17 protein-coding genes and 2 riboswitches are annotated in these 17,989 nt (G+C 38.5%); of the genes, 7 read left to right on the top strand and 10 right to left on the bottom strand.

Features of this window, described 5'->3' with window-relative positions:
* Nucleotides 1-79: 79 nt before the first annotated feature.
* Both H4J56_RS16155 and H4J56_RS16150 read right to left on the bottom strand, forming a co-directional pair.
* Entirely contained in the window at nucleotides 80-457 is a 378-nt protein-coding gene (locus tag H4J56_RS16155) for a hypothetical protein (protein ID WP_070377181.1), read from the bottom strand.
* A 107-nt stretch (nucleotides 458-564) separates the two neighbouring features.
* A complete protein-coding gene (locus H4J56_RS16150; RefSeq protein ID WP_182221865.1) occupies nucleotides 565-921 on the bottom strand; it encodes a hypothetical protein in 357 nt (118 codons plus the stop codon).
* A gap of 365 nt (nucleotides 922-1,286) precedes the next feature.
* Between H4J56_RS16150 and H4J56_RS16145 the strand changes: the two genes are divergently transcribed.
* The 6 genes from H4J56_RS16145 (at nucleotide 1,287) to H4J56_RS16120 (ending at nucleotide 9,382) form a co-directional block, all read left to right on the top strand.
* Nucleotides 1,287-2,774 carry a HAMP domain-containing sensor histidine kinase gene (locus H4J56_RS16145; protein WP_182259605.1) on the top strand — a complete coding sequence of 496 codons (1,488 nt, stop codon included), beginning with the start codon at nucleotides 1,287-1,289 and terminating at the stop codon, nucleotides 2,772-2,774.
* Nucleotides 2,774-3,361 carry a hypothetical protein gene (locus tag H4J56_RS16140; protein ID WP_182216664.1) on the top strand — a complete coding sequence of 196 codons (588 nt, stop codon included), beginning with the start codon at nucleotides 2,774-2,776 and terminating at the stop codon, nucleotides 3,359-3,361. The genes H4J56_RS16145 and H4J56_RS16140 overlap by 1 nt, the downstream gene beginning before the upstream one ends.
* A 2-nt stretch (nucleotides 3,362-3,363) precedes the next feature.
* A complete protein-coding gene (locus tag H4J56_RS16135) occupies nucleotides 3,364-4,773 on the top strand; it encodes a sigma 54-interacting transcriptional regulator (RefSeq protein WP_310733515.1) in 1,410 nt (469 codons plus the stop codon).
* A 17-nt stretch (nucleotides 4,774-4,790) separates the two neighbouring features.
* Nucleotides 4,791-5,237: a MarR family winged helix-turn-helix transcriptional regulator gene (locus tag H4J56_RS16130; RefSeq protein ID WP_182216662.1), complete on the top strand. Its 447-nt coding sequence runs from the start codon at nucleotides 4,791-4,793 to the stop codon at nucleotides 5,235-5,237.
* Between the two features lie 395 nt (nucleotides 5,238-5,632).
* Nucleotides 5,633-5,804, top strand: a riboswitch (cobalamin riboswitch).
* A gap of 29 nt (nucleotides 5,805-5,833) precedes the next feature.
* A complete protein-coding gene (locus tag H4J56_RS16125; RefSeq protein ID WP_259366828.1) occupies nucleotides 5,834-7,897 on the top strand; it encodes a TonB-dependent receptor in 2,064 nt (687 codons plus the stop codon).
* Complete coding sequence (locus tag H4J56_RS16120) at nucleotides 7,898-9,382, top strand: cadherin repeat domain-containing protein (protein ID WP_182259604.1); 1,485 nt, start codon at nucleotides 7,898-7,900, stop codon at nucleotides 9,380-9,382. It begins immediately after the preceding gene.
* Nucleotides 9,383-9,914: 532 nt separating this feature from the next.
* Here the strand turns inward: H4J56_RS16120 and H4J56_RS16115 are convergent.
* The 8 genes from H4J56_RS16115 to H4J56_RS16080 form a co-directional block, all read right to left on the bottom strand.
* Nucleotides 9,915-10,754 (bottom strand): cobalamin-binding protein, encoded by an 840-nt coding sequence (locus H4J56_RS16115; RefSeq protein WP_070375906.1) that lies wholly within the window; start codon nucleotides 10,752-10,754, stop codon nucleotides 9,915-9,917.
* Between the two features lie 41 nt (nucleotides 10,755-10,795).
* Nucleotides 10,796-12,292, bottom strand: a complete 1,497-nt coding sequence (locus tag H4J56_RS16110) for a cobyric acid synthase (RefSeq protein ID WP_182221869.1) — start codon at nucleotides 12,290-12,292, stop codon at nucleotides 10,796-10,798.
* Nucleotides 12,292-12,894 (bottom strand): bifunctional adenosylcobinamide kinase/adenosylcobinamide-phosphate guanylyltransferase, encoded by a 603-nt coding sequence (cobU, locus tag H4J56_RS16105; RefSeq protein ID WP_182221870.1) that lies wholly within the window; start codon nucleotides 12,892-12,894, stop codon nucleotides 12,292-12,294. The genes H4J56_RS16110 and cobU overlap by 1 nt, the downstream gene beginning before the upstream one ends.
* Nucleotides 12,891-13,727 carry an adenosylcobinamide-GDP ribazoletransferase gene (locus tag H4J56_RS16100; RefSeq protein WP_182259603.1) on the bottom strand — a complete coding sequence of 279 codons (837 nt, stop codon included), beginning with the start codon at nucleotides 13,725-13,727 and terminating at the stop codon, nucleotides 12,891-12,893. The genes cobU and H4J56_RS16100 overlap by 4 nt, the downstream gene beginning before the upstream one ends.
* Nucleotides 13,728-14,810, bottom strand: coding sequence for a nicotinate-nucleotide--dimethylbenzimidazole phosphoribosyltransferase (gene cobT, locus H4J56_RS16095; RefSeq protein WP_182259602.1), 1,083 nt, complete (start codon nucleotides 14,808-14,810; stop codon nucleotides 13,728-13,730).
* A gap of 11 nt (nucleotides 14,811-14,821) precedes the next feature.
* Nucleotides 14,822-15,841, bottom strand: a complete 1,020-nt coding sequence (locus tag H4J56_RS16090) for an iron ABC transporter permease (RefSeq protein ID WP_182216649.1) — start codon at nucleotides 15,839-15,841, stop codon at nucleotides 14,822-14,824.
* Complete coding sequence (locus H4J56_RS16085; RefSeq protein WP_220465963.1) at nucleotides 15,834-16,697, bottom strand: ABC transporter ATP-binding protein; 864 nt, start codon at nucleotides 16,695-16,697, stop codon at nucleotides 15,834-15,836. Before H4J56_RS16085 ends, H4J56_RS16090 begins: the two co-directional genes overlap by 8 nt.
* Before the next feature lie 145 nt (nucleotides 16,698-16,842).
* Nucleotides 16,843-16,992: riboswitch (cobalamin riboswitch) on the bottom strand.
* A 72-nt stretch (nucleotides 16,993-17,064) separates the two neighbouring features.
* Nucleotides 17,065-17,676 (bottom strand): histidine phosphatase family protein, encoded by a 612-nt coding sequence (locus tag H4J56_RS16080; protein WP_182216647.1) that lies wholly within the window; start codon nucleotides 17,674-17,676, stop codon nucleotides 17,065-17,067.
* A 71-nt stretch (nucleotides 17,677-17,747) separates the two neighbouring features.
* Between H4J56_RS16080 and H4J56_RS16075 the strand changes: the two genes are divergently transcribed.
* Nucleotides 17,748-17,978, top strand: coding sequence for a hypothetical protein (locus H4J56_RS16075; protein ID WP_182250753.1), 231 nt, complete (start codon nucleotides 17,748-17,750; stop codon nucleotides 17,976-17,978).
* The last annotated feature ends 11 nt before the right edge of the window (nucleotides 17,979-17,989 follow it).

Raw genomic sequence — 17,989 nt, 5'->3', positions numbered from 1 at the left:
TTCATTTTATCTGGGGATTAGAATTATTGATATTTTAGCCGCTTTTGATTCAAAAAATAGCGCAAACCTGTAGATAAGATTAACGAACCAGTTTAAGTATTGTTGTCTGCTTAACCGCTTCAGCTTCAACTTTAATCGGTTTAATATCAACACGTTCAGCAATGAGTTTGTTATTTTTAAAGCGATCGAAATGAGCTTGTTTAACTTGCATTTGCTGACAAAATTTATGGAAAGCTGCGTAATCTTTTCGATTAAATTTTTCATTCTCTCGTGTTAACAAACCATCTATGTAGGCGTTATCTCCATTTACTGTTAAATTGGCGATCGCCGTGTAGGGTTTACCATATTCATCAACACGTATAGCTCGTACGGTTTTTATTTCAAAAATCCAATCATCAACTTGTACAAATCGAGGCATTGATTCTATAGGGACACCGTCAGTGGGTTTATTGCTCATAATAGTTTTCGACTGCGTATTAACTAATAAAAATTCCAACTGTTTATTATCTACAGTTGGAAATTAGGGACTATAATTCTAGAGAGATATGGCTTATTTTTCAACCATTAATTGTTAATTTTTACAGCCGCAAGGTAGGTTTTTAGCTCGCTAGCACTGATTTCAGCGTCGGCATTTTTATCGATGTCTTTAAAATGCTTAACTAATTTTTCATCTTTGCTCGCAATAACTTCTGCTTCATTAAGCAAACCATTTTTATCTTCATCGAACTGAGTCAGTATGGCCGGTGTACTTTTTGCTACATTGTCTACCGACAACATTTTAGTTGCCACAGGTTTAGTTGCTGCTTGTTCAGCAATAGGAATATCTAGGCTTGCAACTTTATCTCCTGCGTTGACAAAATACGAAGCTAAGGCACAAGTACCAACAAGTAGAGTCACTTTTGTTAAGCTAATAGAATTCATTTTAATTCCTTTATTTATAGAGTTCATCGGGTTATTTTAATGATTGTAATAATATCATTAACGACATTGCAGGAATCGAACCAAAAATATAAAGCACTGATTTAATTCAATTAATGATAAAACCAAAATAACTAAGCCGCCTAAAGTGTCGCCATTAAGCAACAGATAAAACAGCCCAAAAAAAAGTAAAAAAACAAAATCGTTAATAATTCAGAAAATAACCGATGTAAAACAGTGACTAACTTATAAAAGTCATAACAAAAAACATTCTAGTATCATCTAAAGTACTGTCTCAAATAAGCGACACGCTTGTTTTTTATCTTAATAAAACTAAAATACACTCCTGATTAATACTTGTGATATCTATGAAAAAACTTAGCTTGTCCGAACTTTTTGCAATAAATTTGTATTCGATTAGAAAACTAAGCATTTTAGGTTTTACTTTTGTTGCGTTTCCGCTAGTCATAGCGTTAATTTATAGCGCAAATCAAGTCACTGAGCTTTCTCAACAAAGTACATCGGCTATCTTTAATGTTGCTGAACTCGTTAAAACAAACCGTCAAATTAACTTTACCTTAGCTAAAATGGAACGCAGTGCTGGGCAATTTATCATTCTAAAAGATCAAGACTTATTGAGTGCTTATTTAAAAGACGAACAAGTTATCTTAAAAGCAATGGCAAGTAATAACCTCTTTAAAAGCAACCCAAGCTTACGCTTACTCAGCACAGAGTTTTCTCAAGCGATTGAGTACCTGCATAGCTACTTAACGCGGCACCCTCTAGAAGAATCGTCATTAACATCGTTACAAGAACAATTTACCCAACTAGTTTCGATACGAAAAACAATAGCCGAACAAAGTAATAACTTACTCATTTTACAAGTAGAACAGGTTAAAGATTCTGCCAACGGTGTTAGACACGATATGCTAAAAAGCTTACTTATCATTCCCTTTACTTTACTTATCGCCGCAATTTTTATCTATTTAATCACTAAACCGCTCAAGCAGTTACTCAGTAAAATACATCATTTAGCATTAGGAGACTTTGAAAAAAAGGTCACTTTACATGGCTCACCTGAGATGACAGAAATTGCTGACGCCTTGGAAGTGATGCGTAAGCGCTTGCATGCTCTGGAATTACAAAAATCGAGTTTTATTCGTCATATTTCCCATGAACTAAAAACGCCACTTGCCGCCATTAGAGAGGGAACAGAATTACTGTACGATAACAGTGTTGGTGAGTTAAACGCTGAGCAGCAAGAAATATCTAACATTATCCGTAGCAGTGTTACCCGCTTGCAACGTTTAATTGAAGACTTACTTGACTTTAATATTGTGCTCGACTCAACCAGTTTGCAAGATACTGAAATTGTTGATTTATCATTGTTAGTTACTCAGGTATTACAGCAAAGAACTTTAGATATTAAACAGAAAAACTTAACCATTGACTATAAAAACCACGCAATACAACTCAAGGTCAATGCCAAACAATTAAGTGTTATTTTAGATAACCTCTTATCCAATGCGATAAAATACTCGCACGACAATAATGTTATTAACATTAACTGTTCACTTGATAATAGTCTGTTGTCGATAACCGTTATTGACCAAGGTCGCGGAATAGCCAGTAGCCAAAAAGAAAAAATATTTGATGCTTTTTATCAAGGAACACCGGCAAAGAATGCCAAAATAAAAGGTAGTGGTTTAGGTTTAACCATAGTAAAGGAGTTACTGATGCGCTTAAATGGCACCATTAATATAACCAGTAACACAGGTAAAAATAGTGGCACTGCCATGACAATAACCTTGCCTAATGCTTTTCTAACAAAAAAAATGAGTGGAGTATCAGTGTAATGTTATATTTATTTTATAGAATACTCACTGTTAGTTTTTTACTGTTATTACTGCCCGTGTTAACGGGTTGTCAGTTACTAAACAGCGACAATAAAAGCCATCACATTAACAGTGGCCCCCTTGATTATACAGAATATTATTTGTCTTTAGTCGAGTTAAACCAAGCACAAATTGCCGATAAAATACACCAACATCAATTAGTTTCGTTAGCCGAGAGCATGTTAATCAAACAAGATAAAAATAACAGTGCTGAAACTATTGAATGGCAATTAAAATCAGCACTATTTTTTGCTCTACCTCATTCACCGGTTCACAATCCGTTTACCGCAAAAAGTAAATTAAATCAGCTGTCGCTTATTACCCTGAGTAAAAACAATCTAAGCCAAAGCGACTTTGCCTTTTTTAGTATGTTAAAAACACAACTCAACCAGCAGATATTACAACTGAATGAACTATCGCAAGAAAAAAAGGCGCGACAGCTCATTAAGCAAGCCTATCAAGATCAACAACAACAATTAGAAGTGTTAAAGCAGCAAATAAATCAGCTGAGAAAAATAGAACATAATATTAATGAGCATGGGCAGTAAAAATGATGGTTTCAACAAACAGCAAAAAATTCGATCAGCAAAAAAGTGAAAAAATACTACTTGTTGATGACGATCCCAGTTTATTAAGATTACTTGGTATCCGCTTATCTGCTGCGGGTTATCAAATAGAGTCAGCAAACAGTGCTAAAATGGCTTTAGGTATTTTAGAAACATTTCATCCGCAATTAGTGATCAGCGATTTACGTATGGAAGGTATGGACGGTATGGCATTATTTGAAAAAATCCGTCAGCAACAGCCTAATTTGCCCGTCATCATTATGACCGCACACGGCACGATACCCGATGCTATTAGTGCGACTAAGCAAGGCGTATTTAGTTTTTTAACCAAACCTTTTGAAAGCCAAGAATTACTCTCTACTGTGCAAGAAGCCATTCGCTTACAACCACAAAGTAGCGCTCATAATACCGACAAAAAAGCCGATATTTGGCGCAAGAAAATAATTAGCCGAAGTGCCGTTATGTCTTCGTTGTTACAGCAAACTTATCAAGTTGCCCAAAGTGACTTTAGTTTATTGATCCATAGTCCCAGTGGTACAGGTAAAGAACTCCTGGCAAAAGCCGTGCATTTAGCAAGTAAGCGTCATGATAAAAAATTTACGGCGATTAATTGTGCGGCAATACCTGAACAATTACTCGAGTCGGAGTTATTTGGACACTGTAAAGGTGCTTTTACTGGCGCAGATAAAAATCATCAAGGGCTTTTCCAATCAACCCATGGCGGTACGTTATTTCTTGATGAAGTCGGCGACATGCCGATGAGCTTTCAAGTTAAATTATTACGCGCCTTACAAGAAAAAGAAGTGCGCCCAGTCGGCAGTGCCCAGTCAGTAAAAGTCGATGTCCGTATTATTGCCGCTACCCATAAAAATTTACAACAAGCCATCATAGATAAAAGCTTTCGTGAAGATCTTTACTACCGCTTAAATGTTGTGGAACTCACTTTACCAGCCCTGTCTGAACGACGTGAAGATATTCCTTTGCTTGCCCAGCACTTTTTAACAGTCGCGATTAAAAGTACCAGTCATAAAATAAACGGCTTTAGCCAAGCCGCGATGGAGATTTTAATTAGGGCTGAATGGCCCGGTAATATTAGACAATTACAAAATGTTGTTGAGCAATGCGTCGCTTTATCTACCGAGCCATTAATTAGTGAGAGTTTAATTAATAATGCTTTACGTAATGAAAGTGCACAGCTGCCTTCTTTTCAAGAAGCGAGAGAGCAATTCGAGCGTGACTACTTAGCAAAATTACTAAAAACCACCGAAGGTAATGTTTCACAAGCCGCAAAAATAGCGCAGCGAAACCGAACAGAATTCTATAAACTATTGAAAAAGCATCACTTAAATGCTGAATCATTTAGAGTAGACAACAACATGATTTCACAAGCATAGCCGAGCATAACTAAACGATGAAAAGCTTACACTTAACCAACTTTTTTCCTTATCAGCTGACGCAACTACAAGTAAAAGTGAGTGATAACATTGCTGATATTTACACAGGAAGATTTGAGCTTTCTCGTCAAGAATGGCGAGTGCTAGCCAGCTTAGGTAACGGAGAGTTATTATCCGCAAAGCAGGTAGGTGAACAAACTAACTTAGAAAAAATGCCGGCGAGCCGCGCAATAACAAGGATGCAAGCTCAGGGATTATTGGTTAAAAACACAGATAAATCCGATAAACGCTCTTCGCTATTAAAACTAACCACGCAAGGTTTGGCTATATATCAACAGTTAATACCTATGGTGCTAGCTCGTGAGCAAGAACTATTATCGGTATTAAGTGCTGAAGAAAAAAATCAGCTAGCTAATATTATTGAAAAATTAACTTTAAAATCAGTGGATATAGCGAATCAATAACAATGACAATTGTCGCTGATAATGACTAGCCAAACTCTCCATTAAACAGCCTAGGTGAAATTGGCAGACAATAAATACCTACCGTAGAGCTTAGGTTTTATCGGCTGTTATTGAACGACTCATTATTAATTAAAAAGAAGAAATTGCCGTCACTAAAGTGTCAGTAACTTCAAAAAATGCCTCACCAGATCATCGTTAATACCATCAGATAAAATAGTCTGGCAACAAAATTTTTCTGATAATACGACATGTTTTACCTCTGAACTCAAAGGGCTGGGTCAAAATAAAGAGTAAATGACGTTGCGTTAAACCCGTAGAACGATTAAAGCTAACTAGCCATGAACTATAGATTTAATACTCTAACTGTTGACAAGCTATATTAATAGTCTCAAAATAACGACCATAATTGATTAGGTGCTCAATATTTATATTTTAACAAGGTATGAATTAGAGATAATCGGGAAGTTAGTACATGCTATGCATAATTCTAACGCTGCCCCCGCAACGGTAATACTTTACGCTATGTAAAGTTAAGCCCGGAGACCGGCCTAAATGATATCGAATGACTTGCAGTGCGGTGGGCGCTACGGAATTTAATGACATTAGCAATAGCTAGTTGTCATGATCCTTCCGTACCTCCCTCAAAATTTTTTGAGGTTATTATTTTTTCTTATTTACGAAATATCTTTGTTCTTTTACTCATAGCTATGCCTGTATTTGCGCAAGTAGAAGACGTGTCAACTGACGATATAGAAGTCATTGAAGTTGTTAATGATCAGTCATTTAATACACCTAATTATCAAGTATTACATCGCGAAAGCTTTATATACTCATCGCAAACGCTTGCCGATATTTTACAGTCGATAAATGGCATTCAAATTCGCCAAATAAGTGGAATTGGTAATCCTGTCTCTGTTTCAATTAGAGGGTCGAGTAGTAAGCAGGTCCAACTTTATATTGATGGTCAACTGATTAACGATAGCCAATTTGGTGGTTTTGATTTAAACCAGATACCCACAGAACAAATTGAAAGTATTGAAATCAGTAAAAATCAAGCGATTGGTACCGGCGCTACCCCTATAGGTGGTGTTATTCGCATTAACACTTACAACCCCACTGAAGACTCCAGTAAATTAACCTTGGCCACGGGCTCATTTGGCTATCAAGAAGTTAATGCGCTTTATAATAAAGCATTTAAAACTCACAGTCTGTCTTTTGGTGGTCATTATATTAACAGTGACAACGATTACGATTTTATCGTTCCTGCGGGCTTTAGTAGTAGTGATACGTCTGACAGACAAGCATTAAGAAATAATGAGTTTACAAAGAAGTCTTTTTTTATAAACGACATATTCCAATTTAATCAACATCAGATCAGAGTCAATGTACAATATAACGATCAAGAAAAAGCCCTGCCTAATTACCAAAACAACTCCCCTGAAAACAATTCGACGTTAAACTCTGACAACTTACGCTATAGCTATCAACATCAATGGTTAAGCAAATCCCCTTGGCTAAATTCAATTGAATTTGAAGCCTACGCTGAAAATAAAGATGAGCGTTATATTTCAAGTCCCGACTCGATAAAACTTGATATCAATGATTATGAAACAACAAAAAAACATATCGGCTTTAAACCTTACCTTACATGGAACGAGTTTAATCTAGTGCCATTTGTCAGTTTTAATAAACAAAATTTCAGCTCTGTTAGCGAACACAACGGAAAACCAACGCAATGTAATGGTATAGCGTCATGTGATATTTCAGCAAAACAAGAACAACTCAACATAGGCTCTCGCATTGAGTGGCAACCCGAGTCACTCCCCATAGAAGTGTATGCATTGTTGAGTAACCTACAAGAGAAAAATTCAAACATAGCGATTAATCAATCCAGTGCAGCTAAGTTTGTAGCCAATGATAATTATCAAACAACTGAAGTCGGGTTAAGCTTTAAGCAAGGTAATTTAAAAGTTACCAGTAACTTAAGTAATGGTGTGAGAACACCGACATTATACGAATTATTTGGTGATAGAGGCTCCTTTAAGGGTAATGATAATTTATTGCCAGAAGAAGCAAAAACACTCTCAATGGGGGGGCAGTACCTTTACAAAAGTTTGTCTATATCTTCATCTATTTACCAACAAAAATTAGAAAATTCAATTGTTGCCATTTTTAACTCAAGTAATGTCGGTAGCTATAGAAATGTCAGTAATGCAGACTTGTTAGGCATTGAAATTCAAACAAATTATCAATTATTAACACAATTATCTTTCGCACTACAAGCCAATATTATAGACAGTGAAACCACATCAAAATTTGTCGCATTTAATAAGAAGAAACTACCTGGTATATATCATCAACAGTACAGCGTAGCGTTGAAATACAAGGTGAATTCCGCATGGAACATGTCATTTAAAGTAAGTAAAGATAAAGACTTGTACTTCAATCTCATTAACAGAATTCAAAATAATAACGGTCATGTAGGTAATGGTAATCCAGCCAACCGCACCGTATCAGATTTTTCAGTCAACTGGAAAAAAGGCAAACATAGAATATCTTTTGCCGCCAATAATTTATTTAACGACAAATACCAAGATCTTGCGAATAGAACATCGCAGGGTCGTAGCTTAAAAATAAAATACACAATTAAGGGATTTTAAATGTTAACTAGCTTTAAAAAACACATATTACCATTAAGTTTAGTACTGAGCACTGTTGCTCTTGCAGGCTGTGGCGGAAGTTCAAAAAGTAATGTCGCACCAATAGTTACCGGCGCAAGTAGCCCAACGATAGAAGAAAACACAACATCAGTTGGCACCTATAATGCTACTGATGCCGATGGAGACGCTATCGTACTTTCACTTACGGGTAATTCAAGTGGTTTATTTAGCATCACACAAAGTGGTGAATTAAGCTTTATAGATGCTCCTGATTTTGACAGCGGTGAAGTCGGTCCTTTCGCTGTCACAATTGTTGCAACGGATGACAGTAAAAAGAACTTAACCGGTGAATTGGCTATTCAAGTGAGTGTCGGTGATGTGAAAGACACACCATCATTCGCGGTTGTTCAAACAGTTGCACCTGATTTTTCAGGCTCTGAAGTTGTGACCTTAGACCCAATTACAGAGCAAGTCACCAAAGGCTATTATATTAAAGATGCCTCTGACTATACTGTTCGTAGCTACAATAAAGACGTTTTTCACATTGGCCGTTATAACATTGATTCTATTTCAAAATATAATGCTGATGCCCTTGATACAGAAGTTTGGTCATATACAACCCAAGATACCGGCGATTCAAATACTCGTAATCCCTATGACTTAGTGTCGGTCAATGAAAGCAAAGCTTATCTTTTACGTTACGGTTCAGACAAAGTTTGGATTGTTAATCCTCAGGCAACACAATTTGAAGATTTCAAATTGGGTCAATTAGATCTATCTAGCTACATCGCTGATAACAATAGTAATGGCACACCAAACCCTGCCTCAGCGACAATTGCCGACGGTAAACTGTTTATTGCTATGCAACGTTTATCAGACTCTTTTTCACCAAACACAGCTTATGTAGCCGTTTTTGATACAGCGACAGACCAAGAGATTGAAACAAATGCTGATGAAAATGATAATCTTAAAGGTATTCCGCTTCAAGGCTTAAACCCACTGGGTCATAGTATAGTGAGTCAAGGCGATACGGTATATGTTACAACACGTAACTCATATAGCAGTGCTGACTTAACCTCTAGTCGCATCGAAGCGATAGCGACAAGTGATTATAACTTGAGCAGTGTTTTGTCTGCTGCAGATATTGAAAATAATACCGGTGCTTATATTGGTTCAAGCGTTGTCGTATCCGAAACAAAAGGCTATTTTGTTGCCAGTGAAACATTTTTTACGCCAAGTTATTATGAGCTTTCAACGGTTTATACCTTCAATCCAACAACGGGTGTTATTGCTAATGAAAAGGTAGCGGCTACGGGTACTGAACAAATTAGCTATATTGCTTTAGATGCTGCAAACTTTCTTTGGCTTAGCGTAAGCAATCCAGAGAAGCCAGGCGTTGATGTTATAAATACTGAAACTAACCTTAAAGCATTTCCAAGACTTGCAACAGAATTAAACCCATCTGCCATTGCCTTTATTGAATAAGATTCGCTTAAAGGTAAGACATTAAGAAGTAATTTGATTTAGGGCACATATTTATGTGCCCTTTTTTATTTTTACTCAGTGCTATATTAAGTGTTAGTTAACGCACAATATTAACGGGTTTAATTGCATTCACCCGTATGACTACGAGAACGACCTTATTTAACGTTATATCAAGTGTCTCTTGCTGTTAACCTGCCAATAACCTGTTGAACCTTATAATACAGTCATAGCAATCACGTCTGCAGAACTAATGCAGTAGCGAAACTCAGCAGGTATTTTTTGTTGTATCACTGTGCCATTTAAGATGAATAACCTGCGGTGCTATTAATCGGTAGCTCGATGAATATGAAAAGTGTAATTTATCAAGGCCTGGTCGTGTAAGACAGCATAGTGGACTTAAATTAAGGTCAGTAATAAGCATTACTTTCCCTGCTAATTACCATGGCAGGGGCTGCGCAAAATTATCATTAGCTTAGCCTTTAATTTACTGAGCTGATAGATAAATCATCAATCAGCTCAGTAAATTGAACCGCTATCTTTGCTGATCAATTTTTTCACACATATCTGCAACACCACTTAACATTCTGGTACTGAATCTATGTAATAAATCTGCATCAACGTGAATAAACTTATTGTTTTTCACCGCGGGTATTTCTGGCCATTTTTGCCAGTCAATAATGGGTTGTGGTTTATCGGAGTTTTCATCCGGTAAAATCATTAAGTGCGGCTGGGCAACAATAACGTTTTCCGTGCTTATCTTTGGATAAGGCGTCGGGTTATCCTTAAAAACGTTCACTCCCTGGCACACTTCAATTAACTGATTTATCCAGGTTGTGCCATTAATGGTCATCATTGGCTCTGACCACAGTTGATAAAAAACGGGGATGGCTTGCTTAGTTTTATTATCGAGCCGTAATTTTTTTAAACGTTGTTCATAAGCTAACGCGACACTTTCTGCTTGCTGTTGATGTCCGGTTAAACCGCCAAAATAACGTAATTCAGTGGCAACATCTGCAATATCTACTGGATTACTAAAAACAATTTTTAGTCCTAAGCGTTTCATTTTATCAATGTCACTTTGCGAGTTGCCTGACTTCCAAACAATAACTAAATCAGGATTCAATGCCAATAATTTTTCTATTTGCATGCCGTGATAGCTGCCAACACGCGGAATATCTAGCGCCGCTTTAGGGTAATCGGAATAGGCAACCGCACCGACTATTTTATCGCCAGCACCAATATCAAATAACATTTCAACAATATGTGGCGCTAAGGCAACGATGCGCTTTGCCGATTGCTCAGCAAAACTTTTACTGGGTATGACTATCAGCAATAAGCTTATTACGGCGAAGGATATAAATCTTTTTGTCATTTTATTAAGCCTTTTACTTTTTAAGAGGCGCTTTTCAAGCACTAGGGTGTGGTCGTTTTGCTGTTGTTAATAATATCTTCAATCGCTGATATTTTTAGGTATTGCTGGCAAACATTAGCCAAACGTTCAAGCTGTTGCTCTCGGTGTTCATCAAGATTAATCGTCCGCTGGATGTCATTGTTACTGTCTAACCAGTCAACTAATAATTGTGTCGCAGCCCCTTCATCAAAAATACCATGTAGGTAAGTACCCGCTATTTGATTATCATTTGAAACACAACCATCGCTGGTCTGATTGTCACTTTTATTGAACAACAGAGGCACAGGCGTTTTATTATCAATAGCCGTCATGGTAGAAACACCACAATGAATTTCATAACCTTTAACCTGACAACTTTTACTGCCCAAGGTCATAGTGGCAGAGACTTGTGCTAATTTTTTTGCTGCGGTTAATTCAGTGGTAAGTTCGAGTAAACCTAAACCCGTTATCGCCTCAATCGTTGACTCAATACCTTCAGGATCGCTGATAGTTTGCCCAAGCATTTGATAGCCACCGCAAATACCAAACACTTTACCGCCGTAGCGCAAATGACGTTCTATATCGCTTTGCCAATCTTGTTCTTTAAGAAATTGCAGATCAAAAATAACATTTTTACTGCCGGGTAAAATCACTAAGTCACAATTGTTTATCCGCTCGCCCATTTTGACATAACGTAAATTTATTTCAGGGTTTAAACGTAACGTATCAAAGTCGGTATGGTTACTTATGTGCGGTAATAACGGTACAACAATATTTATTTTGGCTTGTTCAACCTTGTTTTCAATCGCAACGGCATCTTCGGCGTCAAGTGCTAAGTCGTGTAAATAAGGTAATACCCCTAATACTGGCTTACCCGTTTTCTCTTCTAACCAATCAAGTCCAGACGTTAATAAGTTAATGTCTCCACGAAAGCGATTAATTATAAAACCTTTCACGCGGTTTTGCTCTGAAGGTGATAATAGCTCGAGTGTCCCCACTAAGTGAGCAAAAACACCACCCCGGTCGATATCAGCAACGAGGATCACAGGACAATCTACCGCTTCGGCATAGCCCATATTAGCAATATCATTAGCGCGTAAATTTATCTCTGCGGGGCTACCTGCCCCTTCAACCATTAGCAGCTGAAACTCTTTCGCTAAACGGTGATGTGATTCGAGGACAGCGTCCATCGCTACTTTTTTATAGTCGTGGTAGCTGGTCGCCTCCATATTTGATATGGCTCGACCATGAACAATCACTTGTGCCCCCGTATCACTATTGGGTTTAAGTAATATCGGATTAAAATCAACACGTGGTGCAATCTTTGCGGCCACTGCTTGTAGTGCTTGCGCCCGACCAATTTCACCACCATCACTAGTAACAGCACTATTTAAAGCCATATTTTGTGGCTTAAACGGTGCTACTTTATAACCTAAATTTACAAATACTCGGCATAAACCAGCCACCAAGGTACTCTTTCCAGCGTCAGAGGTGGTGCCCTGCACCATTAATGTTTTCATTAATTTTGTTGTTCCGATATTTTACTTATCAACGCGTCACTTTTTAATGTTAGTGGTAATCCAGCGATAACAAAATCGACTTGCTTGGCTAATGTAGCTAGTTCTTGATGCAGCCAACCTGCTTGGTCGACAAATTGTCGCGACAGCTCGCCCATAGGCACAATGCCATGCCCGACCTCATTACTAACAAAAATAAGTTTTTTTGATTGATAGGCGTTGGTATCGCTAATAAATAGCGTTATAAATTCGATAAACAGTGACTTTTGCTGGCGATAAAACTCGCTATCTTGATGGCATAAACAATTACTTAACCAAAGTGTTAAGCAATCAACCAGCACACAATCACTGCTTTGTAATGCTTGTTGAAGTGCCTCAGCTAAATACAACGGCGATTCAAGCAGTTGCCAATGTTGAGGACGTTCGCCTTGATGCTGTAAAATACGTGCGCTCATTTCCTCATCATGGGCTTGCGCCGTAGCGAGATAACATATCGTTAGCCCTGCTGATTCAGCCTGTTTGGCAATATTTTCGGCGAGGCTCGACTTTCCTGAGCGTGCTCCGCCTAAAATTAGATGAAGTGTATTAGCATCACTAATTTTCATAGGCCTGCCTCCGTCAAAAATGTTGTCGCTGGAGATGCTAAGACCAGTAAAATAGTATAAACCGCCACTTCTAAAATTTGTTGCGCAGCTCCTAAACAATCACCAGTAAAACCACCTAATTGACGATTAAACCAAAATATTAATAAAAGACGCATTAGCCATAAGCCCGCTATTAGTACTAAACAATGCACGGCTGGTAATAAGCTAAACATCACCACCGCTGCGGTAATTAATAAGATTAACAAGCCTTTTAGAGATAAATGTTGCGCTAAAGGTTTAACTTTTGATTGTGCATCTTCGCTGACATAAGCCATGCTAAAGATTAAACTGGTACTGACGGCTCGGCTTAAGGTATGCGCTATAATCAATGCCACAAAAAGTGCTAATAAAGGATTGCTGCTATGGCTACTTAATAACACTAAACTCTGATATTTGACCATTAAAATGAAAAATAAGCTGGCTGCGCCATAAGTCCCTAAACGGCTATCTTTCATAATGTTTAGCTTTTGTTCAACGGTCCAACCACCACCAAAGCCATCCCAAACATCAGCCCAACCATCTTCGTGAAAAGCGCCGGTAAGCAATAAGCTCGCCGCCATAGAAATAAGTACCGCTAAAGAAATGGGTAAAAAGCTCGCCAACAACACTAAAATAGAGGCGGTGATCACACCAATAAACAAACCAATTAAGGCAAAATATCGGCTCGCTTGATGAAGCATTTCAGGTTTTACCACCTCAGGTAAACGCACCGGTATACGAGTAAAAAAACTTAAAGCAAGTAACAACAAATAGTATTGTTGTTGGCATTGTTGCCAGCGTGATTGCTTAGTCATTTAATCTTCAGCTTTGTTAGTGTTAGCACCAGTAACATCGGTCACTTGCGCCTGAGTAAAGCTTGCCATATCATTATAAAAAGCCACAGCCGCCTGAATTAATGGCAGTGCTAATGCCGCGCCTGTGCCTTCCCCTAAGCGTAAACCTAAATTTAATAGCGGCTTAACCTGCAAATGGCTAAGCATTATTTGATGACCTTGCTCACCCGAGCAATGGGCAAAAATCATATAATCTTTAACATTTTTATTAATACTAATAGCGAGCATAGCGGCGGCAGTACAAATAAAACCGTCAACAACAACAAGCATTTCTTGTTCGGCCGCCGCTAACATAGCGGCGGTAATTTGTACGATTTCAAAACCACCTAAAGATGCTAAAATTTCTTTAGGGCTGCTGAGACTTCCTTGATGAAGCACTAATGCTTGCTCAATGACCTGTTGTTTGATTTTTACTATTTCATCACTAACGCCAGTACCTCGTCCAACACATTCACTGGCTGGAATCCCCATAACAGCCGCCATAATAGCTGCGGCAGAAGTGGTGTTACCAATTCCCATTTCACCAAAAGCGATTAAGTTACAGCCTTTTTCATGAACTGATTTGACCAAAGCAGTCGCTTTTTCAAAACCGAGTTCAACTTGCGCTAGACTCATCGCTGGTGCGATATTTAATGGTGCGGTGATATTGCCTAAACGTTGATTGATAACGCCTGAACAATTATCAATTGGCGATAAAATACCCGCATCTACCACACTTAACTGCCAACCAAGCTGCTTACAAAAGACATTAATCGCCGCGCCACCGCTGGCAAAATTAGCCACCATTTGTGAGGTCACTTCACTCGGTGCAATAGAAACACCTTGCGCTGCGACACCGTGATCACCGGCAAATATAAATAAACTAGGATGTTTTATACTCAATGATTGTCGGTCAGTATTTACTGTTGATAACTGCACAGCGGCAATAATTTTAGCGGTATCTTCTAGTTGGCCTAATGCGCCGAGTGGTTTAGTTTTTCCATCGATAGTCGACTGGATCTGTTGATTAAACACATCAGTTACTTTTTTAATAGCAAAGTTCATCAATAGCTCCTTTAAGCTTTATTTTTGCGAAAGTACAACAAGGATAAAAAGAATAAGCTCCCCAAAGCAGAAGTGATAACACCTACGGGTAGCTCTTGGTTTTCTAGTACAACTCTCGATAATACATCCACCCAAATCATAAAAATACCACCGACTAAAGCCGTTAACATAATGCCAAAAACAGTACCTTGAGAAACAAAAAATCGTACAATATGGGGTATCATCAAGCCAACAAAGCCTATACCACCACACAAAGAGACTAACGTTGCGGTGATCAGTGAACTCAGTACCAACATCACTAAGCGAAAGCGGTTAACATTAATACCTAAGGTTGTAGCACTTTCATCGCCTAGCAACATTGCATTCAGTTGGCGTCGATACGCTAACATCATAATGACACAGCTAATAATAACGACCGCGGGAAACCATAAAATAGACCATTGCGCACGCGAAAAACTGCCCATAGTCCAAAATAATATCGCCGTAACCGCTTGTGGATCGGTATGATAAAGTAACAAGCTAGTAAACGAGCTGAACAAAAACGATAACGCTACGCCAGCCAATAGCATAGATTCAACTTGTTGACTTTGCCGACGACCAGAGATCATTAGCAACATTAGCATCGCCACTAAACTGCCCGCAAAAGCCGCGACAGGTGTTACAACAGAAATAGTGCTGCCCAATAAAACAATAGATATAACGACTCCTAAAGAAGCCCCTGAAGAAATACCAAAAAGATAAGGGTCGGCTAATGGATTTCGCGTTACCGTTTGTAAAATCAGCCCAGAAACCGCTAAGCCACAACCCGCTAAAAAAGCTAAAATAGCGCGCGGCATACGTAATTCCCAAATAATACGCTCATAAAAAATCACCTCGCTCGCGTCTTTATCTGTGGATAAACTAGCCAGTAGACTCGAAGTAACATCGCTAAAACTAATATCTGCAGCACCTAAAGATAACGACGCAATAAAGCTGATAACACCAAAAGCTAAGGTCAGAAAAATAATCCACGAATGATTGACCTTAAACATGAGGTAACGCTCTACTTTCTGCCGTTTTTTCTTGAGTATCGTAGCCATAGAAATAAGAAATATGAGGAACCTTATGTTGTGGATGAAGAGAGACTTGCGCGCAGACACCAAATACATTTGATAACATTTCAGAGGTGATCACCGCTTGTGGTGACCCTTGCTCAACCAGTTTACCTTTATCTAACACCAGCAGTTGATCGCACATCGCACTGGCAAGGTTTAAATCATGAAAAGACGCAATAACCGTGATGCCTAGCGATTTAGCTAATTCAATAACCTGAATTTGGTAGCGAACATCAAGATGACTGGTTGGCTCGTCCATAATAAGTAAGCTGGGCGTTTGCACGATAGCACGAGCTATAAGTGCGCGTTGTTTTTCTCCACCGGATAAATGTTCAAAATTTTGTAAGTTTTTATCCACTAAGCCAACTTGCTTAATAGCACGGTCTATCTTAAGTCGGTCGCTGGCTTGTTCACGGGTAAATAGACCTTTGTGTGGCAGTAAACCCAGCGCAACAACGTCATGAACAGTTAAGTTAAAATGGGTGGGTGTTTCTTGTAAAACTACAGCGATATCTTGAGCATATTGATAGGCGTCATACTTTTGCCAAATATCTTTTTGATTAAATTGCACCAAACCAGAATCAGGTTTTACGTAACGATATAAGCAGCGAAGTAAGCTAGACTTTCCGGCACCATTAGGCCCTAAAATACCAGTAAAACTGCCTTTTTTAATGGTGAAAGAAATATCATCTAAAATAAGTTGGCTGTCGGCATGCCAAGAAAGATGCTGCACTGAAAGCAATGCGGTATTAGCGGTATTTATTGATGAGGATTGATCCTGGCTACTATTCAAAAATTGCTACTCACATACTATTGACACTTAAGGAGCATCAAACAGAGCACAATCAATCTCTTAGTATATGAAAAACTCAAGAGTCGACAATACAATGTTCGAGTAAACCCGCTCGACTTTGTTGGTTTTGCCTGTCATTTTGATAGGCAAATGACTCTAAATTAATGGGTATCCTGACTTAAGCTTTATGGTTATTAACTACCACTAAAAGGCTTTTACAGTTGCGGGTACAGTTGCGGTTTTTCACCACATTCCCACATTAAAAATGAGTTATATAATTTTGTTTGGAGATTATCGTCTGCTCACTAAAAATAGCAAGGTTTAATTGCCAATAACACCGAATTCATTGACTTATCGAGGTAACTTATCACCACACTATTTTTGGCCAATCAACGCCACTATCATCAGTATAAATATTAACTTTAACTAGCCCTGCATAAGGAATATCAATATGACTCATGTGAACCGTGCCCGGCATAGGCAAATTAAGTACACGCGCAATTAAGTGTTTGATAACACCACCATGCGCAACCACCAAGGTATTTCCTTCGGGTGCGTCTGCGAGCCATTCTTGCCACCAAGTATCGACACGCTTAACAAAATCAGCCATAGCTTCACCATTAGGCACAGTATGCTGCCAAGGGTTTTGCCAAAAATCACCCAGTGAAGGCTGCAGAGCACTGGCTTTTATCTGCCACAAGGCTTGATAGGTTTGTCCATCCCAATCACCAAAATTCATTTCTTTAAGGTTATCGCTTAATTGGAGATTAATGCTGTATTTTAATGAGTATGCTTTGGCAAACACCTGACAACGTTGCAAAGGTGAACTGATACAAAAGGATATCTCTGGTAATTTTTGGCTAACGTCCCACAGCTGTTGCAAGCCATTTTCAGAAAGTGCGACATCTGTTTTACCGGCTAAAATACCCGGTGTAGCAATTTCACCATGGCGTAATAAATATAAAGTCCGCTGTAGCAAAGCATTACCTCTTAATATATATAGTGTAAAAAAGCATAGCGTAACCTTAAATTCAACATTGCGTAAGTACTATGACAAATAGCTGTGCACTTATAAACAACAGCACAGGAGTCAATGTTGTTCACTTTAGCGAAAGTGAGCACTTAACTATCTTGCCATTTAGCCTCTCGTTAACCGAAGAAGCGCACGTTTTAACCTCTTCCTTTCCTTTCATGATGAGGCCTAGATTTAAAGCTGAAATACCTGCTAATTCGTTTGGATCTTGTGATACTGGTGGAAACCAAGGTGGTCCTCCCCCTTAATACTTTAATGT

The organism is Colwellia sp. BRX8-4 (assembly GCF_014077345.1).
Taxonomy (GTDB): Bacteria; Pseudomonadota; Gammaproteobacteria; order Enterobacterales; family Alteromonadaceae; genus Colwellia_A.
Note: the sequence above shows the minus strand (reverse complement) of the source record. Positions and strands in the feature narration are given on the sequence as shown.